Below are 23,846 nucleotides of genomic sequence, written 5' to 3'. Positions count from 1 at the left end.
TGGAGGGGAGCCCCGTGAGCGAGAGCCTGATCGGCGTTCCGTCAGGTGACGTCCGCTCCCTGCTGTCCCGGATCTCGCGGATCGATCCACGCGAGATACATCGACTGGCCGGCTCCGGCACCGACCTGCTCGATCATGAAGTCGCACAGCAGCTCATGGCCCGAGGCATGCAGGACGGGCAGCATCAGCGGTACCCCGAGCACGTGGGCTCGGCCCGTGCTGAGGTGTCGGCTGAAGCCGGCGATGTGGGCCTCGCGCAGGGAGGGCGGGATGAGCGTGACGATGCGCCGCCCGACGAGGTCCTCGACCTCCCAGCCGAGGGACGCAGCCAGCCCGGCGCTCACGCCCAGGATGCGGTTGCGTGCGTCGGAGGCCACCACACCTCGAGGGCTGGACCGGACGCGTTCCAGGGTGGTCGCCATCTCGGCACTCGACCGCGCAGCTTCTGCGTCGACCTCGAAACGCTTGTCGGCACTGCCTGCCCACGGCCGCGGCGGGACCCCGCGCACCTGGCTCTGCACCTGCTCGCACACCCAGTCCCGCACTGCGACGATCTCCGGTTGGCCGGGGAAGGCAAGGAGCGAACCGTCGCCGGCGAGCTGCTCGCCCGCGTCGAGCACGTCCTGGAGGGCTGCGGAGGCGGCGGCGGCGCGCAGCGGCACCTGAAGGGTGATGTCCACGGGGGCGCGGACCTCTCGCAGCGGGCTGGGGTGCCCCTCGGGGAGCGCGATGCGCCGCCCGGTGCCCCGCGGAGCCTCCTGCGCCTGGACGGACACCAGGTCGAGGAGTGCCGTTCGCGCGACCTCGGCACTGGTGAAGTCGAAGCTGGCCTCCGGGTGGCTCGCGCTGTAGAGGCGGAGCTCGCGCAGGATCGCGTCGTGGTGCTCCTGGGCGGCCATCCAGAGCGTCAGCGGAACTCCGGCCAGCACGACCGGCCCGGTCTGCGGTCGTACGTCCGCCGGCGGCGCGATCGGCGGAGGACTCGGGGTGACCTCCCACTGCTCCTCGTCGAAGGCCGCGAGGAGCTCGTCGAGGGACGTCTCCGCCGCCTCGGCGGTCAGCGTGAACCAGGCGATCTTGCCGTCCTCGAGCGGGATCACGCCGCACCGGTCCGTCATGGCGGCCACCATCCCCATGCCCCGGCCCGTCGTCGCGTGGGCGCCGTAGCTTCGCTGCCGGGGACCTGCGGGGTTGTAGTCGCGCACCTCGACGCGCAGTTCCCGCGGACCCAGCGCCACGGAGACCTCGATCGCCGTCTGAGCGTGCAGAGCGGCGTTGGTGACGAGCTCGCTCACGGCGAGCTCCGCTGCGTCGATCCAGGCGTCGTGCCCGGCGCCGGCGAGGAGCTCCCGCACGAAGCGCCGGGCCGCCGCAGGGGCGTGAAGATCAGGGCCGAGGGACAGACCTCCCCCAGGGTGCAGCCGCAGCAGCCCGTCGTCCGTCACCGCAGCTCCCGCATCGGCGAAGCGTAACCGGCACTTCTCCTCCCACTGAGCGCGCCAGCGGGTGATCGCTCATCGGCACCGCGTCTCGCCGATAGGTGGATCACCGGTGCAAGGAGCGAGAATGCCTCAGCGCGAGAACCCTTCCTCACTGCCGTCTGCCTCGTCGCCGACGATCGCGCAGCCGAACGGGACGGAGTGCATGTGAGTGAGACCGAGGCGTCGCGCGCGGCGAGTCCGACGCACGACGACGCCGAGCGTGACGGCGTCGGACGCGACCACGTCGAACGCGGTTGCGTGGTCGATCACGCTGCCTTGTTCGCGCAGATCCCGACGTCCTACCTCGTGATGTCGCCGGTCGGGCCCGACTACCGGATCCTGGACGCCAACGGGGCGTACCTCACCAACGTCGGCCGGACGCTGGAGGAGATCGTCGGGACCCCCGTGTTCGAGGCGTTCCCGCCGACCGCGGAGACGCTCGACGAGCACGGTGTGCCGTGGATCCGTACGTCGTTCGACCGTGCGGTGGCGACCGGGCGCCCGGACCCGATGCCGCTCCAGAAGTACGACGTCCCCGATCCGGAGACCGGAGGGATGGTGGAGCGGTACTGGTCGCTGATCAGCGTGCCGATCCTGGACGCCGAGGGTCGGGTCGCACTCCTGGTGCAGCGCGCGGAGAACGTGACCGACTTCGTGCAGGAGAGTCGGCGCCACGAGGTCGAGAGGCTGCGTGGCGAGGACTGGGAGCGCCGCGCCATGGAGGTCGAGGCGGACCTGTTCGCGCGCGCCGAGGAGCTCGCGGCCGCGCTGCGCGCGAAGGACGTGGCGAGCCGGCGCCTGGCGAGCCTGGCGGACGTGAGCCTGCGGGTGGGGTCGGCCGACACGGTCGCCGAGCTGATCGACGTGGTGTTCGGGTCCGGGCTTCCCGTGCTGGACGCGAGCGGCGGTTCCATCGCGGTGCGCGCACCAGACCAGGACGTTCTGCACCTCACCGTCACCCCCTCGCTCGGTGGTGACGTGCAGCGCGCGTTCCGGGAGCTGCCGTTGGACGGGCCGATGCCGTCCTCGATCGCGGCACGCGGCAGCCTCGTCCTGATCCCGAACCGGGCCGCGGCTGCTGGGTACCCGGGCCTGCTCGAGGCGATGGCGCTCACCGTCGAGCCCACGCACGCCTGGGCGGTGCTCCCGCTCCAGATCGGCACACGCCTTCTCGGGTCGCTCGCTGTCGCCTTCGCGCGCGAGCGAACCTTCCCCGCCGAGGAGATCGAGCTGCTGCGCGCCTTCGCCGCCCAGTGCGCTCAGGTGCTCGACCGGCTCCAGGTGCGCGACGCCGAGCGACACCGCGCTGCCGAGGTCCAGGGCATCGCCGAGACGCTGCAGCGCGGGCTGCTCACCGCGCCGCCCTCGAGCGAGCACCTCGAGTTTGCGGTCTCGTACCAGCCCGCCCAGCGCGTCGCCCAGGTGGGTGGCGACTGGTACGACGTCTTCCACACCCCCGACGGGACAGCCCACCTCGTCATCGGTGACGTCGCAGGCCACGACCAGGACGCCGCCGCTGCCATGGCCCAGGTCCGCAACATCCTGCGCGGCATCGCACAGACCAGGCACGAGTCGCCGGCCGTCATCCTCGGAGCTCTGGACGACGCGCTGCACCACCTACAGCTCGACGCGATCGCCACGCTCGTCCTCGCTCAGGTCACGAGCTCCACGGACGGCAGCCGGCTCCTGCTCTGGTCCAACGCCGGTCACCCGCCCCCCATCCTGCAGCGCGCCGACGGTCGCGCCGAGCTGCTCGACGCGCCACCTGACCTCCTCATCGGTGCTCGACCCGGAGCCGAGCGGCACGACCACAGCGTCACGCTCATGTCCGGCGACAGCCTCCTGCTCTACACCGACGGGCTCGTCGAGACGCGCGGCGGCGACCTGACCGCTGACCTCGCGCGGCTCGTGCACCGCGTCGGGGAGCACGACCCCGCAGGAGGACCTCAGGAGCTGCTCGAGCACGTCGGTGCTCGCCCGGCCTCGCACGACGACGACATCGCTCTCCTCTGCGCCCGGGCGCGGTGAGTGACGCACCGCCGCAGACGTCACGGGCTCGAACGCCGAGCGAGCCGCGGAAGCCACGCCGGCCGCGGCCCCGGGAGCGTGGGTCGTACAGCGCGTGCGGGGTGACCGCCAGATGGGGAGCGAAGTCGGCCTCCCCCGCATCACCACGCTGTACCTGAGCGACACACGCCTCGAGGTCCGCCTCGCCGACGACGACCCGGAACCACTCGAGCCCTTCACCGCAGACGGACCCCGCCTCTGGACCGTCAGCACCGCCACCTTGACGGACGACATCCCACTCGACGACGACCCCGACCGCCCCGAGCCCTACCCCGCACTGGTCACCCTCGGACACACCGACGACGCCACCGTCATCGCCAACCTCGAAGCCGCCGGCACCCTCGCCGTCAACGGCGACCTCAACGCCGCCCACAACACCCTCCGTGCGATCACCACCGAGCTCGCCACCAGCGACCTCACCGGCCGCGTCGGCATCATCACCGGACCCGAGTTCGCTGCCCTCGCTGCCGCGTCCGACCCCGCGCGCCTGCAGTGCGTCGATACGACAGTGCTCCCTGCCGAGCACGCCGAGCGAGCTCGATCGATCGGCGCGGTACTCGGAGCCAACGGCGTAGACGACACCCTCCAAGCCCGATCCGACCGCACCGCCCTCGACACCTGGCTGCCCGTCGTCTACCTCGACGCCCTCGGGAACGAGGGTTGGCCCCCACCGACGCCTTGGTCCGGCTCGGTCCTACTCACAACCAGTTCGCTCCCTGGCGCCTGGACGCTCACCATGGAGCCCAACGGCTCCGCCACACTCGACCCGCCAGAGATGCAGCTCACGGCCTCTCAACTGACGGCGCAGGATCTGGCACGCATCACCGATCTCCTTGCGATGGCGGATGCAGAGACTGCTCCGGGAGCAGAGCCCAACTCGCCGACGACCAACGACCTCGACCACCGAACCGAGCCCTTCCGCGCCCTGGCAGCGTTCCCGGCCCCGGACACACACGCCTACACGGACGTCGGGAACAGCACAGGGCTCCGCATCAATGTCCTCGGTCCCATCGAGGTACTCGGACTACCCACCGAAGCACGCCTGCTGGGCAAGCGCTCCACTGAGCTCCTCGTGTACCGACCTCCCACCCGTCGACGCCAGCGGCCACTACCGCCTAGGCCCCGAGGCGACATGCGACTGGAACCTCTTCCGGCGTCTCGCCGAGACAGGGCTCTCAAGGGAGACCGGAGGCCACGAGTCGCTACGCGAAGCCATCGCACTCGTGCGTGAACGCCCGCTGCTCGGAATCGCCGGTAGCGAGTACACCTGGGCCGAGCACGAGATTCAGCGGATGGCCGCCGCGATCGTTGACGTCGCGCACGTACTGTCAGCACAGCTCCTCGCCGCCAGAGATTTCCGGGGCGCGATCCTCGCTGCTACCCGGGGACAGCTCGCCGAAGCCTGCTCCGAGACGTTGTACGACGACGCGATCAGCGCCGCGAACGCCCTAGGTGACATCCGAGAAGCCGAGCGCCTCGAAAGCCAAAGGCACGCCACGCTCGAGGAGCTCGACCCCGAGTACGCCTCGTAGCGGCAGTAGCACGATGCGTCGAGTACCCGGACGGTCCATGGGTATCGCCTCGCTCCTCGGAAGCCGTACCCGCGGTCCACCGCATAGAGGTCGGCGCGTGCCATCAGCGCGCGGGTGGAGGCACGACGCGTGGTAACGGGACGTTCGCTACGGTGTGCCCCGCTCACACGAGAGACCGGAGGCCACTGTGGCGACGACGGCAGAGCCCGCGGTGGTGCACCCGACCGCTCCACCGGAGTGGTGGGAGGTGGCCCGTGCCCGCACGGCGGCGTGGTGGGCGGATCGACCGGTGCTGGCCGCGCGGTGGGCGCGGGTCCGCGCGGTCGGCCTGTGGGTGTCGCTCGTCCTGGTGCTGGTCATGCTGCTCGTCGTCGAGTCCGCCCGGGCCTCGGTCCGGGTGTACGTCGGGAGCTTCGTGCTCCTGGTCGTGTGGTTCCTGCTCGCCCGGACCAAGACGCTGTCGTGGGCGACGACGGCGCGGCTGTTCAGCTTGGCGGTGCTGTGGTCCGCCGTCATCGGCTGGTTCACGCTCCAGGTGGCCGCGGCGCTGGACCTGGGGCGGTCCTCGGACGGGTCCGGCGTGGCGCTCGCCGGGTTCCTGGAGGAGACCGGCAAGCTCGTCCCGCTGCTCGCGCTCGCGCTCCTCGCGCCCGGGCGGGTCCGGCGGTTCTCCGCGACGGACTGGTCGCTCGTCGGGTTCGCGTCCGGGATCGCGTTCAACGCCTACGAGGACGCGGTCCGCCAGGTGGCCTCGCGCGGGACGCTGTGGCTGTTCTGGAACCCGCCCGAGCCCTACACGCTCAACCCCTGGACGACCGCGGGGTTCGCGTCCACGGACGGTGTCGCGGTCGCGCACGGGCACCACATCTGGACCGTCACGACGGCCATGAGCATCGGGCTGGGGATCGCGCTGTGGCGCACCGGGCGCCGCCCCGCGCGCGCTGCCGGGGTCGGGCTCCCGGTGCTGTCGTTCGTGCTGACCGTCGCCGAGCACGCGTCGTACAACGCGCACAACGCCCACTCGAGCTGGCCCGCCGAGGACGCGGCCGGGTTCCCCGCCGTCCTGTCGGGGCTGTGGTCGCTCACCGGGCACGGGAGGGCGACGGGTGTGCTGTCCGCCCTGTTGCTCGTCGCGTGCCTGCTCGTGGACGTGCAGCGCCGGCACCGGGCCACCTTGCTGCCACCGCGCGGCGGTGACCGGGTGCGACCCGGCGGGGCGGTCCTCGACACGCCTCCCGAGCAGGGCCTGCTCCGGTGGTGGCACCGGCGCGTCGACACCGGGACCGGGATCGCGCGGCGCCTGGCCTCCCTCGCGACCCCGGTGCTGCGCGCGCTCGCGCAGTGGTGGGCCGACGTCGCCGTCGTCCTCGCCGCTCACGCCCGCGTCGGGACGGAACCGCGCCGGCTCGCGGTCGGGCGCGGACGCGCCGTCGCGGTGCACGTGCGCAACATCCGCGCCGACGCGATGGCGCTGACGACCCCGGGCGTCGAGCCGCGTGCACGACGCGTCTTCCAGCGGGCGACGGCGGTCGTCGGCGGCGCCTGGCTCGCGCTCGCACTGGGGTGGGGCACGACGATGGCCTCGGGGATCGGGCGGTACCTCCTGCTCGACGGGAACGGGAACTACCTCGCCGGCCTGCTGGAGAACGCCGGGCAGTGGTGGAACGGCCTGTCCCCCGTCCAGCAGGTCGCCGTCGGCGCCGGCGTCGCCGCCCTCGTCGCACTGTCCGGCGGGTCGCTCGCACTGGCCATCGGCGTCTCCGGCGTCGCGACGTACGGCCTGTCCCACGCCGAGGGCGCCGCGACGTTCAGCCGCGACCCCGTCCGCGCCACCGCCGACTACCTCGCCACCACGACCCCGCTCGAAGCCGGCATGGACGCCGGTGAGCTCGTGCTGACCTTCCTGCCGGGCAACGTTGCCGGGGCCGCCGCAGGGCGCGGTGCGCGCCTGCTCGGGGAGGAGATCGCCCGCGACCCCGCCGCCTTCTGGGCCGCCCAACGCGCAGCTGGTCACGGCGACGCCGGGATCATCGACCTCGGCGCCTTCTTCCGACGTGAACCTGTCGAAGGCGCACACGGAGAGCTCTGGAACCCGCTCGACGCGAATCAGGAAGCCGCAGCAGCGGCGCGCTACCACGCACTGGAACCGAGCCAGATGCGCGCGTTCGGCGACGAGGCCGACTACCAGCGGCAGGTCCTCGGCGACGACGAGCGCTGGCTGGCTCGCTGGGACGGGAACAGGGGTGCGGTCCTCGACGGCGCGACGCACGCGTACGGCAGCCTCGCGGACGCCAAGCTGGTGCTGTCGAGCGAGCGGTCCTTCTACATCCCCGAGTCGATGGGACCGAAGATGATGGACATCGCCACGGCGAACATGGACCGGCGCATCATCAAGGTTCTCGACGCCATGGAGCGAGCCGGGATCGACAACAGCACCACGCCCTTCGAATTCGTGACCAACAACGCACAGGCTGCGGAGTTCTTCGAAAGCCGCATGCGCGCGCTCGGCCTGCGAGGATTCGTCCGCGTCCAGCCCTGGGAAGGAGCACCGTGAAGGAAGCCTTGATCGCCATACCCGAGCTCGCGCTTGACGTCCCGCAGCTCGTCGCTGCGGCTCAGGAGAGGTGGCCGGGGTCGTCGGTCTCCCAGGACCGGCTAGGAAACGTCTCCGTGGCCTGGTCCCGGAGCGCTACGGAGCACCTCGAACTGGCGTTTCACGCCGACGGTCGCGGGGTCGGCCTCGACGGCGAGGGACCGCAGCTGGCGGCCGAAGCTATCGCCTGGCTGCTGCGAACAGCGGATATCCCGGCCGAGGCCGGCGCCGTCCTTGTGGACTGGGCGCCAGACTTCGTCCCCCTCGATCGCACCAGCACGCCGGAGACGATTCTGGCCGCCAACACGAAGTGGTGACAGCCCTCGCCTGCGTCACTCCATCTTGCTCCGTTGTCAAGGTCGCCCGATGGAAGCAGGGCCGACGCGTGAGGTACACGCCCTTAGTGCGACGGGCAGGACGTGCTTCTCCTGGCGGCGGCTCATCCCGTCCGCACGACCCTTGAGCGCCGCGCGCCGGTCGCGCCGTCGGTGCTTCCGTGCACCGGTCAGCGCGGTGGGCTTCATCTCGGTGAGAGAGCTTCGCGTGTCCTCGGGCGCGTAGACGTCGCGCAGGTAGCCGACCTCCGCGAGACGAAAGCGCAGCTGACGTCCCACCCGGAAGCCGCGCGGGCCGCGGCCCTTCGAGCGCAGGTCGTACAGCGCCTGCGGGGTGACCGCCAGGTGCGCGGCGAGCTCGGCCAGGGTCATCGTCGCGGCTGTGGGCGACGACACGTCGGTGTCCATGCCAGCAGGTGGGTGGTGACCCACCCAACCTGGGCGAGAGCCCGCGAGAGACCGGCCTACGGGCTCGAAGTCCGGGCGATAGGTGTCCATCAAATGTCCAGTGGCCACGTCCGGCTCCTGTGCTCAGGATCCCGACGTGGCCACTGACCAGCACTTCGAGTGGAGCTGAGGGGACTCGAACCCCTGACCCCCTGAATCGGAACGCCGACTTCACGATTCCAAGGGTCTGCGGCTCATCTCGACCCATCTCGTTGTGACCTGCGCGAACGCCGGGATCGGTGTGGTGCGGATGAAGAATGCTAGACACGTCTCGCGGCTTCTAGCGCCCCTTCGCCGACGATAAGTGTCCATTAAGTGTCCAGCCTCCCGTCGCCGCAAGCCAGATCGGACAGCCGCCTCTCCCTCGACGTGGCGCCCCCGGGTTCGTCTCGCTCATCGCCCGGATGACGGGTCGGTGGGCGATAGCCGCGCCGATGACGGGGAACGGTCAGCTGCCGCGGATGCAATGTCGGCCGAAGCTCCTCCACCCCGTCATCCCGCGACGCGAACGCTCTGTCGGATGACGTGATCGGCCGCGCCATCCGTCGCGCTGGCCGTCATCGCGCCCAGGACCACGGGTCCTGTTGCCATCATCGGCGCGGCTACACCTTGTGCGGATCGTCTCCCGTGTCCATACGACGCGAGGAGGCCACCGTGACGACCAACATCGAGCGACTGACGGGCGAGACGGGCGTCCCGACCATCACGCGCGACCGACAAGGGCTGCTCGACGCCCTTGCTGCCGTCGACGCGGAAGGCTGGAACTCCCCCGTCGGCACCGCTCTGCTTCAGTACATCCGGACGCAGCTCGAGCGCCCGTTAGCGATCGACCTCGGCGTCCGCGGCGCCGCAGCGTCGCAGGCGGAGGCGACGGCGTGGGAGGCCGTCTGGGTCGCAATGACGAAGCCCTCGCTGCGCTCGGCCGGCTCGCCGTGGGGCGTGCTCTGGCAGGTGGCTCGCCGCGCCGTGCTCGGGGAAGTCGTCGCTGCGCAGTTCGCGACGAACGAGCGCCGCGCGCGCACGCTGGCCGCCGCAGTGCGGGAGGGAGAGCTCAGCCCACCGATCGCCCTCGAGGTGGTGATGGCCGACGGGCACGAGCCCGCGAGCGTCGACTCCGGACCCGTCGGCGAGGTCGTCTGGCGCGAGCTGCTCGCGTCCGCGGATCGCGCCCTGGTCGACGTGGGGTGGCCGGCCGATCAGGCAGCGAGGATCGTCGACGCCGTGCTGTGCATGCCGACCACACCAGACTCGCGGTGCACCATCGTCGGCTGGCGGCTGCTGGCGGTCGACCTGGGCCTGCCGCCATGGCAGGCCCGCCGCCTCGCACTCGCTCTGCGCGGCACCCCCTCGGCACCGGGAGTCCTGCCGCTGCTGGTGGCCGACGGGGAGTCCGCACTCTGCGACGAGCATGTGCGGACCGCGCTGCTGGCGACGCGGGACCGGTCCCGGACCTCCGACGCCGGACGTGAGCGACGCCGAGCCGCGTAGACGTGCGCCATGCACAGCTGGATTGCCCGTGGAGATATCCACAGATGCGCGTGTGGCGGGCGCATGTTGTCCCTCCCCTGCGCCTACCTGCTGTCATGAGGACTGCGCGAGTGCACCCAAGTGCGCCGAGGACCGGGGTTCCCGGCTCGCCCGGTTGGGTGTGGAATGGGAACCAGCCGGTCAGTGTCGACGGCAAGCAGGTGGGTCACGTGCGGTCCGCAGGGGGCGGTGATCGCCGATGAGTCAGCGGTCCAGAACCGCTCGCGCCTCGCTAGCGCTCGTGTGCCTGCTGACGGTGGCCTCCCTCGGGTCGTGCTCACCCGGAGACGCTGAGGCGGACCCCTCGCCGACGCCGACATCGATCGAGCCATCGAGCCCGACAGCGACCCCCACGCCGACGAAGGACCCGGAGATCGTCGCAGCCGAAGCAGCGATCCTGGACGCCTACCGCGGGTTCTGGGATGCGAAGGTAGCGGCCTTCGCGGATCCCGTCGCCGAGGAAGCCGCCGCACTGTCACAGTTCGCGGTCGACACGGCCCTTGCAGATCTTCGAGCGAACGTCCACTCCCTCAAGGCGAACGGCATCACGGTGACCGGCACTCCCGTGCTGACGCCCCAAGTGTCCGAAGTTCAGCTGGGGGTGGGAGCCACCGCGGTGGTCACCGACTGCGTGGATGTCAGTAACTGGCAACCCGTCTTCGCTGCGACGGGCCAGTCCGCGGCACCGCCGGACCAGCCGACCCGTGTCCTGACCACGGCAACGGCGTACTTCTACGACAGCCGATGGACGATCCGGAACTCGGTTGTCGACCGGGAGACGCCATGTTGAGCCGGCATGCGAGCGTCCTGCTGCTCGGAGTGTCCCTCGCACTCGTCCCGACCTCTGCCAGGGCTGCTCCCTCCGTCGACTCGCCGACGCACACCCGCTCCCTCAACTCGGCCTCCTGCCGGTGAGCGTGACGACCACCGACGGCTTGACCGAGCTCGCCGACCGCCTGCTTCGGGTCCGCCAGCGCGCATGGACGATGGTCATCGCCCCGGAACCGTCCGTGGCCACGCTGCGCGACATGGCCCTCCTCGCGGTCGCCGTGCACGCCCACGCCGCCGCCTTCCACGCCGGCTTCGACGGCCCGTCGCCGGCGCTGCTCACGCACGGTCGAACCTGGCAAGCCATCGGTCGTGGACTGGCCCCGCTCCGCGACCCGGCACCCCGCGACGAAGTCGTGCGCGCCGATCTGACGGAGTCCCTCGGGATCCTCCGTATCGTCGCCCCGCTCAGCAAGCATGGCGACGCGGTGAGCACCGACCCTGGTCTCCGCCGGCTCGGCGCGACGTTCAACGGCGCAGCCCGCGCCATGTGTGAGATGGCCCGCTACAACGCCACCACGCTCGAGCGCCTCGCACGCACCGGGACGATCCAGCTTCCTGCACGCCTTCTCAGCGGCGAGGAGATCACCGACAACCCCGACCTGGTCCACGCCAACCTCGACCGCCAGCTGGCCCCGGTGCCGCCAGCGAACATCGCACGCCTCACTGATCTGTACCTGCGGGCGGCCGGCCCGCCCGTCCCGCCACCGATTCGAGACTCTTGCCCTGCCGTCCGGGCACCGGCCTCGAGCGGCCACACCCCGAGCGGTCACGCTACCCAGGCATAGGTAGCGGCACCCGCGCGAGCCGATCGACGGGCACCCCGGACCTCCCGTGGCGGCGCAGCAGCGCTCATCGATCCGGTGTTCTCCTCGTCCACAATGAGCCGGCGCGTGCTCAGCGTCCACAGCCCTCACGTCACAGGCATGCGCGACCGTCTACCGCGGCGTCACACTGCGATCGTGCGCGGCGCTGCTATGCCGACGCTCCGGCACGAAGGTGGGCGGTGCGATGCCTCAGGTCCGAGCGAGGGCGTCGATCTCCGCGCTCGCGGCCCTCATCGCACTCCTAGGTGGGGCGCCGCTCGTTCGTCCGCACGCGCCGCCTGAGCTCCCGGCGTTCCTCTACCTCGGTGCGATCGAGGTGGCGCTGACCGTGCTCGACGTCCACACCCGCCGGCTGCCGAACGCGATCACGCTCGTCAGCTATCCGGTCTCGGCCGTGCTCCTGACCGTTGCCAGCTGGGTCAAGGGTGACTGGCCCGCCGTTCTTCGCGCCACCACCGCGGCGAGGGTGATGATCCTGCTGTACCTCGTTCTCGCCGTCGTACCCGCGATCGTCGGTGATGCGGCAGGCATGGGCCCCGGCGACGTCAAGCTCGCGGGACTCATCGACCTCTACCCTCGGCTGGCTCGACTGGGCATCGCTGGCTGTGGGCGCGACCGCGACCTTCGTACTCGCCGGCGCGCACTCGCTCATCCTGCTCGCCCGCGGAGCAGGGCGTCGCTCGAAGATCTCCTTCGCCCCCTGGATGTTCGTGGGCGCAGCGGTCGGCGTCGCCGCGGGCACGACCCCGGGGCCGTTCCTCGCGTGGATGCGCGGACCGCCCGAGGCCCCGTCGGCGTCGACGTCGACGTCGACGTCACCGTGGGCCTACCCATCCCCGTACCGCATCCCTCGGCGGCTGGCCAGATCTCCGCCCACAGTCGCGATGACTGTCCTCTGGACGCGCGACGCGCGCGTCCAGGACCGCACATCGTCGTCCGTGTTCGTCCAGGGCGTACTTAGGCTCCCGAGCTGCGCCCTCTGGCCTGCTGTGACCGATGCGTTCATCGAGACGCTGCCGGACTGGGTGCAGAGTTTGAAACTCATCCTTGGCCAGGCCTACGCGCGCCACGTGGCGCGGGCAGGACACGTGATTGAGGACGTGGTCACCCCCACCGGAACCGAGCTCCTCGACCGAGCGCTCACGGACAACCCGCTACTGGAGGCGACGTCCTTTGACGCCGTCGAGGCCGGCGGGCTCCAGTGCCCGCGGACCAGCACGTCGACGTCGACCGTCGCACCGACGGCAGCGAGATCGTGACCGGGTCGCCGTCCAGGGCGACCGCCGAGCCGAGCGCGCGCCGGACCTCGGCCAGGCACCACCGCAGAGCCCCGAGGGGGTCGTCCGCCTCGGCGAAGAGCAGCGAGGCCAGCTGGCTGCGCGTGGGCGGCCTGCGGCCCAGCAGCAGGAACGCCCGGAGCGCCCAACTCTTCCGGCTGCGCACGCGGTGTTCCGGGGCGCCGTCGACGTCGATGCGGGGCCGTCCGAGCAGCTGGACGACGAGCGTCGTCGGCGGGACCCGGCCCGCCTCGTGCGCGTGCGCGCTCACGTCGAGCAGCGTTGCACAGCACGCAGGTCGGCAGCGACGGGCACGATGCCTCATCGCTGCCGACCCGCTGGTGTCAGACCGCCGCTCAACCACATGCGTCCCGCCCCGCTGAGGAAGAACCAGAGCTCACTCACGGTGCGGTGCCGAACGACAGGCGACGCCGCCCCGGGCGGGAAGGTGAAGTGAGCCATGCCGCCACGCGGCGTATCCAGCAGCACTCTCACCTCACTGCCGTCGGGGGCGATCGCGGTCGCTCTCGTCGGCAGGTCCATGGAGTTCTCTTCGGTCATAACCAGACCCCCGGGGATTCGCGTCGCTCGTAGGACCAACCGCCTGGGGGGCCAGCGCACCTTCCCTCGGCAGGCAGAGAGTCCGTCAGCACCGCCCCATGACCGTCGGAAGCTTCCCGACCGTCCGGCTCTCTCAACGGCGCGGCGCTGCAGCTCTGGCAGGCTCGGGCACGACCCGGGCCGACCCCGGCACGGCGCGCAGCGCCACCCGCGCTGCCGGCCCGGACGCGACCACTCGCGTGGTCGCGCCGGTCGCGGTCCTTCCGGTCGTGGTCCTTCCTGTCGGCGCCTGTTGAGACAGCACTGCCGACCGGAGCCACGACTGGAACACCGCACTCGGCTCGACCCCGAGCTCGTGCCGGAGCAGCTCCCGGTAACGCTGGTACGTCCGCCGCGCCTCGACGTAGTTGCCCTCCGCCACGTGTGCCTCCGCGAGCACCCTTTGTGCTGACTCGCGCAGGGGCTCGACGGCGACGGCGCTCATCGCGGCCTCGACCGCCTCGGCACACCGGCCGGCCGCGCGGAGCCGACAGCTGAGGGCCTCCAGCGCGTGCAGCATGCGTTGACGTATCCGCTCGCGCTCGAAGATGACCCACTCGTCGTACCAACCTGGCAGCAGCTCTGTCACGGTCGTCGTCCAGCCGGGTACGTGCAGGTCGACGTCTGTCGCGCTGCCGGAGGTGAGCCGGTCGGCCCAGGAGCAGAACTCGTCGAGGTCTGTCGTCGCGCGATCCCTCAGGAAGATGCTCAGCTTGTCGGACTCGAGCACGTCGATCCCCGCGCACCGCAGCCGCCACATCGTCGAGCGCAGGTTGCCGGAGGCGCGGTCATCGGACCCCTCAGGCCAGAGCGTCCCTGCCGCCTGCCGGCGGTCCACCCTGCCGTGCTGAAGGGCGACGAAGGAGAGCAGCCGCTTGCAGCCCTCTGGGACGACGACACGTCGGCCGTCCTGCACGACGTACGGGTCCCCCAGCACGCACACGACATCCGGCGACGAGTGGACGTCGATCTCGATGACCGTCACGGTCGTGCCCCCTTCGCTCCAGAGCCGCGCTGATTGGAACGTAGAGGGCCAGCGTCACGCGAGCGTCACACCCTCGTGCCGCCGGGCCGCTGTGTCCGAACAGACACCAGAGCCTGCTCGGATACTAGTCGCCCTGCCGGTCGTCGTCGTCGGTCTGCGGCTCGTCCCCGCCGTCCGTCTGGTGGTGCTCGTGACGGTGCGCGTCGCCGCCGCGCGGCCCGAAGCCCGGGTGGCCGCCTCGGGGATGGTGCGGATGCCGCCTGTGGCCGCCACCACAGCCGCAGTCGTCGTCCGATCGCCAGGGCTTGCGCGGTTCTCGTTCGGGCCCGTCGTCCACCGTCGACCTGCAGTCGTCGTCGTGCTCGTCGCTGTCGTCGCACGCCTGCGTCCCGCAGCTGCGCTCGTAGAGCGCGAGCACCTCGGCCTCCGGCGCGCTGACGACCTTCGCGCACCAGGCGTCCGCATTCTTCTGCGCGCACGTCCTGCGCGCGAGAACCCCGACGAGCACCGCGATGGCCTCGACGCCGTCGGTCCAGGTCGTCAGTGCGCGGCACAGGCAGTCCTCGAACTCGGCGTAGCTGCCGAAGCCGTTCCAGATCCACTTCTTCTCGAGGCGCCGACGTACCAGGAGTGCCCGGGCGTAGAGCTCCTTGAGGTCGGGCGTCGTCGGGGTGTCGGACGGCATCGTGGCGTCGGACGCCGGCGCACTGCCGGCCGGCGTGCCGCCGTCGAGCAGCTGTGCGATCGCGGTGAGCTCCGCGCCGACCGCAGCAACGCGCTTCGTCAGCTCGTCCGGCTCGGCCACGAGGGTCTTGAACGCCTTCCTGGTGTCCTCGACGACCCGGACGTACCGGCGTACCCGGCGCACGAGCTTGCGGTGCTCAGCGGGCGGATCGGTGCCGAACTCCACCTCCGGGACCTCGCTGCACCCGCAGGTCGAACCCACGCAGCAGTCGAGCCAGCCCGACACGGTCTCGAACTTGTCGTCGAGGCAGCGCACCGCTCGAGGCTGGTCGATCCGACACTCCAGCCTTTCCACGAGCACGGAAACGTCGTGCATGTACCCCCGGATGCGCGTCGCCGCCTCCCGTTGGTTGTCGCGGTACTTCCGCTTGGCGGCGTCGAAGTCCTTGTGAGCGCTCGCGAGCAGCGGCTGGTGCCCGGCGCGGTACGCGGACTCCTGCGCGAGAGCCTCGTTCCGGCACTGCAGATCCTGGAGCGCGCGGTCGTCGCACTCGTCGCCCGTCGGCTCCGGGCGGCAGTCGTGCAGCTCGAGGAAGTCGTCGAGGAGCTCGGCCGGTACCTCGGGCGGGGCGGGCTGCTCTGCTGTCGCGGACGGCGCTGTGGTGGGTACGGACATGAGAAGGCTCCCTTCGCGGGGTTCCGGCCGGCCGAGTCAACGCGTGGCCCTGTCACCCGCCCGTCGCCCCCGGACGGGTCTGCGACGCGCCGGTGACGGCGCCCGCCGAGGATCGCGGTCATGGCGAGCTACCACGCTCTGGTCGCAGCGGGGGTGAGCATCGTCGCGCTCCTCAACCGCCGGTTCGCGGAACGGGACGGCGGTGCGGGCCTGACCGCTCTGCTGGCCAACACCAAGGAGCTCAAGACGATGGCGGACAACCTTGGACAGCTGATTCAGCAGCCCGCGATCTCCGTGTACCCGTACCGGATCACCGTGGACCGCGAGACGCGCCCCGGCTGGTCCGCGGTCGCGAGCGCCGACGGCCGCCCCCGCATCCCGCTGCGGATGCACTTCTTGGTCGGGGCCTTCGGCGCGACGGTGCAGGACGAGCTGCTGTGGCTGGGCCTGGCCGCCCAGGTGCTGGAGTCCGAGCCGATCCTCACAGGCCCCCTGCTGCAGCCGGTTGCCATGCCCGCAGGCACCGTCGACCCTTGGAACCCCGGCGACGCGGTCCAGGTGATCGCCGACGACCTCGCCGTCGACTCGATGAGCGAGGCGTTCCAGTCGCTGTCGACCGACTACCGCCTGCAGCTTCCCTACCTCGCCCGGGTCATCTGCCTCGAGGGGCCGGCCGTGACGCCCCCGCCGCCGGTGGCGACCGTCGCCGGAGCCGTGGGCGTGATGAGCTGATGTCCCCCGACACGATCCCCACGGCCGTCGGCCCGGCGGACGTCTTCCATCGCCTGGCTCTCGGCGTCCGCGTGCTCGATGGCGTCACGACGTTGGGCGCTCCCTGGCCGCTGCACGTCGGATGGGAGGCGCCGGCCCGGGTCCTCCCGCGGGGCCGCCCCTCGTGGTGGCCGTGCGTCGACCTGCTGCCGTCGGGTGGCGGCCGGTTCCGGCTGAACGCGGGGCGGACCGTGGTGCCGACCACCCTCGTCCTGCGCGTGTACGACCCGAGTCGCCGGTACGTCCCGCGCAGGCTCAGCCTGACCCCGTGGTCGTGGAGCCAGCTCACGCAGCAGGGCCATGACGTCGACGTGCGAGCGCGCACGATCACCCCCTGGCTAGCCCCCGCTGCGGCGTACCCGCTGCCCGTCGGGTCGACGTCGGTCCGGGGGCGTGTGACTCGCGGCGCCGTGGCTCTGCCCTATGCGCGCGTGCGCGCCGTCGCGCCCGGGACGAACGCCGTGCTCGGTCGGGCCCACGCCGACGACCGTGGCGAGTTCACCCTGCTGCTCCGCTCGACGGCGCAGAACCCGGTGATGAGCACAGTCACCGTCGACCTGGTCGTCTACGGACCCGTCGCGGCGCCATCGGCGCCGGACGACCTGCCGCGCCGGACGCGAGGTCCGGACGGACCGCTTTTCGACCCGCCGGTCGAGCCGCTGCAGCGCCCCTCCGACCCGCCGTTGCCGGCCGAGCTCGACACACCCCGGCTGCGAGGCGAGCTGGCGCCACCCGGCTACGTGCTCAGCACGGCGCCGGTCCTGAACCGGCAGCTCGACGTCGGCCGGCAGACCGTGCTCACCGACGTCCCCTTCGCCCCCTGAGTCCGCGCCGACCACACGTCCGAGGAGATCCCGATGCCCGAATACCTCACCCCAGGCGTCTACGTCGAGGAGACGAGCTATCGCTCGAAGACGATCGAGGGGGTCGCGACCTCGACGTTCGGGATGGCCGGCCAGACGCTCGTCGGGCCCGTCCCGTACGTCCTGACGCCGGCCGCGGCCGACCCCTGGCCCGAGCTCGTCATGGTGCCCAGCCCGACCCTCGTCACCAGCTTCACCGAGTTCGAGCGGGCGTTCGGCGGCCTCGGGGACATCGGCGGCGCCGACAGCGGCCAGAAGAACTACCTCGCCTTCGCCGCGCGCGCGTTCTTCGGCAACGGCGGCCGACGGCTCTACGTGTCGCGCGTGTTCCCGTGGACCGGGGGTCAGCAGACGCGCGCCGACTTCGCCGGGCTGCCCCTCGGGGCGCCTGCCGGCGGCGGCATCCCTCTCGCCGCCTTCCGGGCGCGTTGGCCGGGCGTCGCCGGGAACGACATCGCGGTATCGGTGAGCTTCCAGCGCGGCAAGAACGTGCTCGTGAGCCCCAGGGTCGGTCCACCGACCCTGCAGGGCCTCACCACCGGAGCCGCCGTCGAGGAGTTCCCGGACCGGACGAAGCCCCTGCCCCCGCGCGACCCGCAGACGGGCCGAGCCGTGGCTCCGAACCCGGCCAACGTCCGCGTCGTCGTGAAGGACGCCGCCGGCAAGACCAGCCTGCGTGACGGCGCCGGCGCCACGACGCCTCTGGCGGACGACGGGAGAGTCGCGTACCTCCCCCTGACCGTGACCGTGACGGTCCGTTGGGGCGCCCGCAGGTCCGACTCGTACCCGGGACTCGAGCTCGACCCCGCGCACCCCCGCGGGATCGCGAACGTGCTCCAGGCGGAGGACCCGGCCGACGAGATGGCCCTGGTCTGGTTCGACACCGGGGCGAAGCCTGCTGCCTCGCTCCCGGTGGACCAACTCGTGACGGCGCTGAGCGGCCTCGCGACCGAGCAGTTCCTCACCGGCGCGGCCCCGGCAACGGCGCTCGCCCCGTCCGACATCGCCGGCGGACCCGCCGACCCCGACGCCGCGAAGCGAGCGGCCACAGGGCTCGCGGCGCTCCTGGAGATCGAGGACATCGCGATCGTCTCCTCCCCCGACGCGGCGCGCCTCACCACCGACGCCGACCGCGCAACGGCGACGAGTGACCTGATCGCCCACTGCCAGGCGACCAAGGCGTACCGGATCGGCATCGTGGACCCGCCGAAGGACTCCTCGATCTCCGAGGTGCGCTCCTTCCGCGCGCAGTTCGACTCGAGCTACGCCGCCGTGTACTACCCGTGGGTGCGCATCGTCGACCCGACGGTCCGGCCGGATCCCGGGGCGCCGCCCGCCCTGCTCGACCTGCCGCCGTCAGGGTTCGCCGCGGGGATCTACGCCCGCAGCGACATCGCGCGCGGCGTGCACAAGGCCCCCGCGAACGAGGTCGTGCTCGGCATCACGGGCTTCGTGCAGAACGTCACCTTCGACCGCCAGTCGGTCCTGAACCCCGAGGGCATCAACGCGCTGCGGTTCTTCGAGGGTCGCGCGAACCGGGTCTGGGGCGCGCGCACCATGAGCTCGGACCCGGAGTGGAAGTACGTCAACATCCGACGGCTCTTCCTCTTCGTCGAGCACTCGGTCGACCGTGCCACGCAGTGGGCGGTCTTCGAACCCAACAACGAGCGGCTCTGGGCGTCGATCCGTCAGTCGGTCGAGGACTTCCTCTACTCCGTGTGGCGCTCCGGAGCCCTCATGGGCACCAAGCCGGAGGACGCGTACTTCGTGCGCTGCGACCGCACCACGATGACACAGAACGACCTCGACAACGGCCGCATGATCTGCGAGGTCGGCATCGCCCCGGCGGCCCCCGCCGAGTTCGTCATCTTCCGCATCGGGCAGTGGACGGCCGACGCCCACCAGGGCTGAGTGAGGTGAACCCATGGCAACGCGAAACAACCCCTACGGTGCGTTCAACTTCCAGGTGAAGCTCGGCACCGCGGGGGGCGACGACCAGATCGTCGGCGGCTTCTCGGACGTCAGCGGTCTTGGCAACGAGATCAAGTACTCCGAGTACCGCAACGGCAACGACAAGGAGAACCATGTCCGCAAGATCCCCAACATCAACTCGACGGACGACGTCACGCTGAAGCGGGGGGTGATCGGGGACCTCCGCCTGTTCGACTGGCTCAAGGCGCACCGCGACGGCCTGCTGGACCCGCGCACCGTGACCATCACGCTCTTCGACGAGGCGCGCGCGCCCGTCTGCAGCTGGGTGCTCCTGCAGGCGCAGCCCAAGAAGTGGGTGGGGCCCACCCTCGTGGGCAAGGGCGGCGGCGACGTCGCCATGGAGGAACTGCACCTGGTCGCCGAGCGGATCGACTTCCTGACGTCATGAGCCTCACCTCGGGCCTGCGCACCTCCGGTCACCCGGGCGTGTACGTCGCGCCCGCGCCGCCGGACCCCGCCCTGGGGCCGGTGCGGCTGGACGTGACCGGGTTCGCCGGCGTCGCACCGCGCGGGCCGACGGACCTGCCGGTACTGGTGACCCGCTGGTCCGATTACGAGGAGGTGTTCGGCGCGTACGAGCGACCGCCCGGGACGCCGGAGCGGCTGCTGCCGCACGCCGTCGCGTCGTTCTTCCGGCAGGGCGGGCAGCGCGCGTGGGTGCTGCGGGTCGCACCGCACGGAGACGTGCCCATCGGTGCCGCCGAGGCCACCGCCACCTACGCGCTCGGTGCCGACGGCCCCGTCCTCGCCGCGTCCAGCGAGGGCACCTGGGGTGGGCGGTTGAGCGTCCGGCTGCGGTACGACGTCGTCCAGCGGACGCCCGCCGAGCACGAGGGGCCGGCGACGCTGCGCGTGCCCGTGGGCGCCGCCGTGACGGTCGGCACGCTGCTGCGCCTGCACTCACCGACGCCGAGCGCTCGGGGAGGCAGCGATCCGGTGCTGCGCTGGGTGACCGTGCTCGACGAGCACGTCCCCCGCGGCGCCCCCCAACGGCTGACGCTGGACTCCGAGGTAGCGGTCACGGTCGGGACCGCCCTCGTCGCCGACGTCGTCGTGGGTGTGCTCGACGTGGAGGACAGGTCCGCACCGGGCCGGCGCGGCGAGCACCTCACGGGCCTCGGGCTCCGGCCCGAGCACCCGCGCTGGCTGGCGCGCGTGCTGACCGAGGGTCTCGGAGCGGGCGGGGGTCGCTCACCCGGGGTGGCCGGGGCCGGACCTGAGAGCCGGGTCGCCCCGCACCTCCTCGTGCCGCTCGCGGACTGGTCCGCGGTAATGCTGACACCCCGGGACGTGACGCTCCCGCCGGTCGACGCGACAGCCAGGAACGGTGGCGCGGACCGGTCGCACCTGGTCGGTTCCGACGCCTTCTTCGACCCGTCTGCGGGCGATCTCGGCCCGGAGGCTGAGGACGACGACTTCCACGGTGTCGACCGGCTCGCGCGCGTCGGCGAGCTGGGGCTGCTGTGCGTGCCCGACCTGACTTGGCGGTCGGCCCGGGTCCTCCCCCCTCCGGAGCCGTGGACTCCGCCGCGCCCGCGCACGCACTGCAGCGCATGTGACCCGCCCGACCCCGGGCCGAGCTTCGTCGCGCCCGCGAAGCCTCAGCCGGCGCTGGACGCCCGCGTCCGCGACGAGCGGGACCTGATCGCCGTCCGGCAGGGGATGCTCGCGGAGGTCACGCGGCGGCACGCGCGGTTCGTGGCCCTGCTCGACGTGCCCGACGGCCTGTCCGTCTCGCAGATCTCGGCCTGGCGCGCCGGGTTCGACTCGAGCTACCTCGCGGCGTACCACCCCTGGCTGGCCGTCCCGACGGGCACGCGGGGCGTCGCCGTCGCCGTGCCTCCGTCCGCCTTCGCCGCGGGGATCATCGGCGCGCGCGAGCGGCGGCTCGGCCTGCCGTGGGGGCCGGCCAACGAGCTCGCGCGGGGGGCGGTGCTCGCCCTGTCCCCCGTGGACGACGCCGTGCACGACCGCCTGCACGCGCTCGGCATCAACGTGTACCGGGAGGAGCGCGACGGGTTCCGGCTCGCGGCCGGACGCACGCTGTCGTCCGACCCGGACTTCCGGCAGCTGTCCGTGCGCAGGATGATGACGATGATCCGCCTGGCCCTGGAGCGGCAGACGCAGTGGCTAGTGTTCGAACCCCACACCGCCGCGCTGCGGGCGAGCGTGGTCCAGCTCGTCACGGGGTTCCTGCGCGGACTGGCCCGGCAGGGAGCGTTCGCGGGCCGCACCGAGGCGGAGTCGTTCTTCGTCCGTGCGGGCGAGGACGTCAACCCGCCCGCGGAGGCCGCGCGGGGTCGACTCGTCGTGGAGGTCGGTCTCGCGCTCGCCTCGCCGCTCGAGTTCATCATGGTCCGCATCGCGCGCGACCCCGACGGGACCACGGAGGTGAGCGGCGATGTCGGGTGACGTGTACCTGCTGCCGACCTTCGCGTTCCGCGTCACGCTCAGCCGCGTCAGCGGCGGCGACCCCGACCCGGCGGCGCTCGACCACGAGGGCAAGTTCGCCGAGTGCACGGGGCTCCAGCTCGAGGCGGACGTCAAGGAGTACCTCGAGGGCGGACGCAACGACGGCGTCATCCGCCGCGCGGGCCGGGTCAAGCTCGTGCCGCTCGTGCTGAAGCGCGGGATGTTCACGACAGACCCGTCCGGAGGGTCAGGCAAGGCCGTCGGCGCGCTGTGGAGCTGGCTCACGGGGATGGTCGGCGGCGAGCGACCCGTGGCGCGCTACGACGGCCGCGTGGAGATCCTCGACGGCTCGCGGGCCCACACGCTCGCGACCTGGACCTTCGACCGCGGGCTCCCGATCAAGATCGCCGGACCCACCCTCAACGCCAAGACAGGCGAGATCGCGATCGAAGAGCTGCAGATCGCCCACGAGGGCCTGCGGATGGTGCTCCCGACGAGGACGGGGGCGTCCGCATGACGACCACGCTCGTGACCGCCTCCCTGACCCGCCTGCGGGAGAACAAGGCGAGCGGGAAGAACGGCAAGGCGTCGTACGAGGAGCTCACGGCCACCAAGGTCGACGTCCAGTTCAACCCGACGTCGTTGAAGATCTCGCGTACCAACAACGTCGACCGCGGCGGCACCACCACCCGCACGGCGAAGCGGCAGAACCCGTCGGTGCAGGACGCGACGTTGAGCTTCGACCTCGAGTTCGACACAGCCGACACACCCGACAAGGACGTGCGGGACCTGACGTACATGGTGCGCCGGTTCACGGAGCCGACCAAGGAGGACCCCGCCAAGCCGCCCCCCGCCGTGCAGTTCCACTGGGGCACGTTCATGTTCCGGGGCATCGTCACCCAGCTCACCGAGGACCTGGACTACTTCTCGCCGAAGGGCGTGCCGCTGCGGGCCAAGCTGAGCATCACCATCACCGAGCAGAACCCGGACTGGGAGTCCGGCAAGCTCGGCGCCGGGGCGCGCGCGGAGCAGGCGCGTCCCGCCCGGCCGGGCGGCGGCGGCCGGTCCGGCGCCGCTGGCGGCCCGACGACGCCCTCGGCGCCGCCCGGCGCCGGACCGGGCTCCGCCCCGACGCCCAACCCCGTCTCGACGGCCCTGGCCACGGCCGGGGAGAGCGTGCAGCAGGTCCTGGCCCGGGCGAACGAGGACCCGGCGGCGTGGCGTTCCGCGATGGCCGGCCTGACGTCCCCCCTCACACTCCCGGCGGGGACGCAGGTCCAGCTCGCCGCGTCCGCCGGCCTCGACGTCGGTGGCACGGCCGGGCTCGGCGCCGGGTCCGGGTTCACGGCCTCGGCGGGCGTCGGCGACCTCGCGACGGTGCGCGGTGCGCTCGGGCTCCGGGCGACCGCCTCGGCACACGGGGGCGCCGGAGCCGGCGGGGTCGCCGGTGGAGCGAGCGCGGAGGCGGCGGCCGGGTTCGTCCTCGCGGAGGAGGGCGGGCTCGGACGGGCGCTGGCTCGGGTCGAGGCCGAAACGACGTCCGCGGCGAGCGCCTCGGCCCGTGCGTCGTTCGCGGCGCCGGCCGCGTCGGCGTCGTTCAGCGCCTCGGCGTCGGCGCGCGCGTCGACGGCGGGAGCGACGGCCGTCGCACCGACCGTCGACCACCGAGCCCTCACCTACGGGCGAGGCGTCCCGCTACAGGCGCGGGTCTCCGCCGGGGACCGGTGACGCTGCGGAGACGCGGTGCTCCTGAGACTTAGGGCATGGGCGTGCACGTGGGCGAGATCCACACCGAGCTCTCCGGGACCTCGGGGCACCCGGTGCCCGAGACGCGGCAGGGCGACCAGCCGCGCTACCCGGGGGCGGCCGAGGACGCGTGGCGCGCCGCCGCCGTCGACCTGGCGCGGCTGCGCGCGCGGGTGTACGCCGAGGACTTCGAGGACTGACGC

Annotated in this window: 23 protein-coding genes; 18 read left to right on the top strand and 5 right to left on the bottom strand. The window is 72.0% G+C overall.

From position 1 onward, the window contains the following. Nucleotides 1–41: 41 nt before the first annotated feature. The gene (locus ACWFNE_RS06960; RefSeq protein ID WP_452121700.1) at nt 42–1,445 is read right to left on the bottom strand and encodes an ATP-binding protein; all 1,404 of its coding nucleotides are present in this window, start codon (nt 1,443–1,445) and stop codon (nt 42–44) included. 126 nt (nt 1,446–1,571) lie between these two features. Next, nucleotides 1,572–1,751, bottom strand: coding sequence for a hypothetical protein (locus ACWFNE_RS06955; protein ID WP_452121699.1), 180 nt, complete (start codon nt 1,749–1,751; stop codon nt 1,572–1,574). A gap of 6 nt (nt 1,752–1,757) precedes the next feature. On the opposite strand from ACWFNE_RS06955, the gene ACWFNE_RS06950 reads away from it, so the two are divergent. The 5 genes from ACWFNE_RS06950 to ACWFNE_RS06930 all read left to right on the top strand — a co-directional run bounded on the left by ACWFNE_RS06950 (nt 1,758) and on the right by ACWFNE_RS06930 (nt 7,990). Continuing rightward, nucleotides 1,758–3,509 (top strand): SpoIIE family protein phosphatase, encoded by a 1,752-nt coding sequence (locus ACWFNE_RS06950; RefSeq protein WP_452121698.1) that lies wholly within the window; start codon nt 1,758–1,760, stop codon nt 3,507–3,509. A gap of 112 nt (nt 3,510–3,621) precedes the next feature. Beyond that, nucleotides 3,622–4,779: a hypothetical protein gene (locus tag ACWFNE_RS06945; RefSeq protein ID WP_452121697.1), complete on the top strand. Its 1,158-nt coding sequence runs from the start codon at nt 3,622–3,624 to the stop codon at nt 4,777–4,779. Next, nucleotides 4,772–5,080 (top strand): hypothetical protein, encoded by a 309-nt coding sequence (locus tag ACWFNE_RS06940; protein WP_452121696.1) that lies wholly within the window; start codon nt 4,772–4,774, stop codon nt 5,078–5,080. Before ACWFNE_RS06945 ends, ACWFNE_RS06940 begins: the two co-directional genes overlap by 8 nt. A gap of 187 nt (nt 5,081–5,267) precedes the next feature. Then, entirely contained in the window at nt 5,268–7,634 is a 2,367-nt protein-coding gene (locus tag ACWFNE_RS06935; protein WP_452121695.1) for a restriction endonuclease fold toxin-2 domain-containing protein, read from the top strand. Beyond that, entirely contained in the window at nt 7,631–7,990 is a 360-nt protein-coding gene (locus ACWFNE_RS06930; protein ID WP_452121694.1) for a hypothetical protein, read from the top strand. The genes ACWFNE_RS06935 and ACWFNE_RS06930 overlap by 4 nt, the downstream gene beginning before the upstream one ends. 36 nt (nt 7,991–8,026) lie before the next feature. Here the strand turns inward: ACWFNE_RS06930 and ACWFNE_RS06925 are convergent, their stop codons facing one another. Continuing rightward, nucleotides 8,027–8,416, bottom strand: a complete 390-nt coding sequence (locus ACWFNE_RS06925; RefSeq protein WP_452121693.1) for a helix-turn-helix transcriptional regulator — start codon at nt 8,414–8,416, stop codon at nt 8,027–8,029. A gap of 564 nt (nt 8,417–8,980) precedes the next feature. Here ACWFNE_RS06925 and ACWFNE_RS06920 point away from each other — a divergent pair. The 5 genes from ACWFNE_RS06920 (at nt 8,981) to ACWFNE_RS06900 (ending at nt 12,896) form a co-directional block, all read left to right on the top strand. Then, on the top strand, nt 8,981–9,943 hold the full coding sequence (locus ACWFNE_RS06920) for a hypothetical protein (protein WP_452121692.1): 963 nt from the start codon (nt 8,981–8,983) through the stop codon (nt 9,941–9,943). Between the two features lie 280 nt (nt 9,944–10,223). Continuing rightward, nucleotides 10,224–10,772, top strand: a complete 549-nt coding sequence (locus ACWFNE_RS06915) for a hypothetical protein (RefSeq protein ID WP_452121691.1) — start codon at nt 10,224–10,226, stop codon at nt 10,770–10,772. 121 nt (nt 10,773–10,893) lie between these two features. Continuing rightward, nucleotides 10,894–11,598, top strand: coding sequence for a hypothetical protein (locus ACWFNE_RS06910; protein ID WP_452121690.1), 705 nt, complete (start codon nt 10,894–10,896; stop codon nt 11,596–11,598). Nucleotides 11,599–11,821: 223 nt separating this feature from the next. Continuing rightward, nucleotides 11,822–12,598 (top strand): prepilin peptidase, encoded by a 777-nt coding sequence (locus ACWFNE_RS06905; RefSeq protein WP_452121689.1) that lies wholly within the window; start codon nt 11,822–11,824, stop codon nt 12,596–12,598. 28 nt (nt 12,599–12,626) lie between these two features. Then, nucleotides 12,627–12,896: a hypothetical protein gene (locus ACWFNE_RS06900; protein WP_452121688.1), complete on the top strand. Its 270-nt coding sequence runs from the start codon at nt 12,627–12,629 to the stop codon at nt 12,894–12,896. A 712-nt stretch (nt 12,897–13,608) separates the two neighbouring features. Here the strand turns inward: ACWFNE_RS06900 and ACWFNE_RS06895 are convergent. Then, nucleotides 13,609–14,499, bottom strand: coding sequence for an AfsR/SARP family transcriptional regulator (locus ACWFNE_RS06895; RefSeq protein ID WP_452121687.1), 891 nt, complete (start codon nt 14,497–14,499; stop codon nt 13,609–13,611). A 124-nt stretch (nt 14,500–14,623) separates the two neighbouring features. Next, nucleotides 14,624–15,859, bottom strand: a complete 1,236-nt coding sequence (locus tag ACWFNE_RS06890; RefSeq protein ID WP_452121686.1) for a hypothetical protein — start codon at nt 15,857–15,859, stop codon at nt 14,624–14,626. Between the two features lie 120 nt (nt 15,860–15,979). Between ACWFNE_RS06890 and ACWFNE_RS06885 the strand changes: the two genes are divergently transcribed. The 8 genes from ACWFNE_RS06885 to ACWFNE_RS06850 are packed head-to-tail and all read left to right on the top strand — an operon-like array spanning nt 15,980 to nt 23,843. Beyond that, a complete protein-coding gene (locus tag ACWFNE_RS06885; protein ID WP_452121685.1) occupies nt 15,980–16,591 on the top strand; it encodes a Pvc16 family protein in 612 nt (203 codons plus the stop codon). Further along, nucleotides 16,591–17,454: a hypothetical protein gene (locus tag ACWFNE_RS06880; protein WP_452121684.1), complete on the top strand. Its 864-nt coding sequence runs from the start codon at nt 16,591–16,593 to the stop codon at nt 17,452–17,454. Before ACWFNE_RS06885 ends, ACWFNE_RS06880 begins: the two co-directional genes overlap by 1 nt. 33 nt (nt 17,455–17,487) lie before the next feature. Then, nucleotides 17,488–19,404, top strand: a complete 1,917-nt coding sequence (locus ACWFNE_RS06875) for a phage tail sheath family protein (protein WP_452121683.1) — start codon at nt 17,488–17,490, stop codon at nt 19,402–19,404. A 13-nt stretch (nt 19,405–19,417) separates the two neighbouring features. After that, nucleotides 19,418–19,873 (top strand): phage tail protein, encoded by a 456-nt coding sequence (locus ACWFNE_RS06870; protein ID WP_452121682.1) that lies wholly within the window; start codon nt 19,418–19,420, stop codon nt 19,871–19,873. Beyond that, nucleotides 19,870–21,897, top strand: coding sequence for a phage tail sheath family protein (locus tag ACWFNE_RS06865; RefSeq protein ID WP_452121681.1), 2,028 nt, complete (start codon nt 19,870–19,872; stop codon nt 21,895–21,897). Before ACWFNE_RS06870 ends, ACWFNE_RS06865 begins: the two co-directional genes overlap by 4 nt. Next, a complete protein-coding gene (locus ACWFNE_RS06860; protein ID WP_452121680.1) occupies nt 21,887–22,414 on the top strand; it encodes a phage tail protein in 528 nt (175 codons plus the stop codon). The genes ACWFNE_RS06865 and ACWFNE_RS06860 overlap by 11 nt, the downstream gene beginning before the upstream one ends. Then, nucleotides 22,411–23,625, top strand: coding sequence for a CIS tube protein (locus tag ACWFNE_RS06855; RefSeq protein ID WP_452121679.1), 1,215 nt, complete (start codon nt 22,411–22,413; stop codon nt 23,623–23,625). The genes ACWFNE_RS06860 and ACWFNE_RS06855 overlap by 4 nt, the downstream gene beginning before the upstream one ends. 35 nt (nt 23,626–23,660) lie before the next feature. Beyond that, a complete protein-coding gene (locus tag ACWFNE_RS06850; RefSeq protein ID WP_452121678.1) occupies nt 23,661–23,843 on the top strand; it encodes a hypothetical protein in 183 nt (60 codons plus the stop codon). The last annotated feature ends 3 nt before the right edge of the window (nt 23,844–23,846 follow it).

The sequence above is a fragment of the Cellulomonas sp. NPDC055163 genome (genome assembly GCF_053607065.1).
The sequence above is the reverse complement of the archived record's forward strand: the minus strand, read 5'-3'. Positions and strand labels throughout refer to the sequence as shown.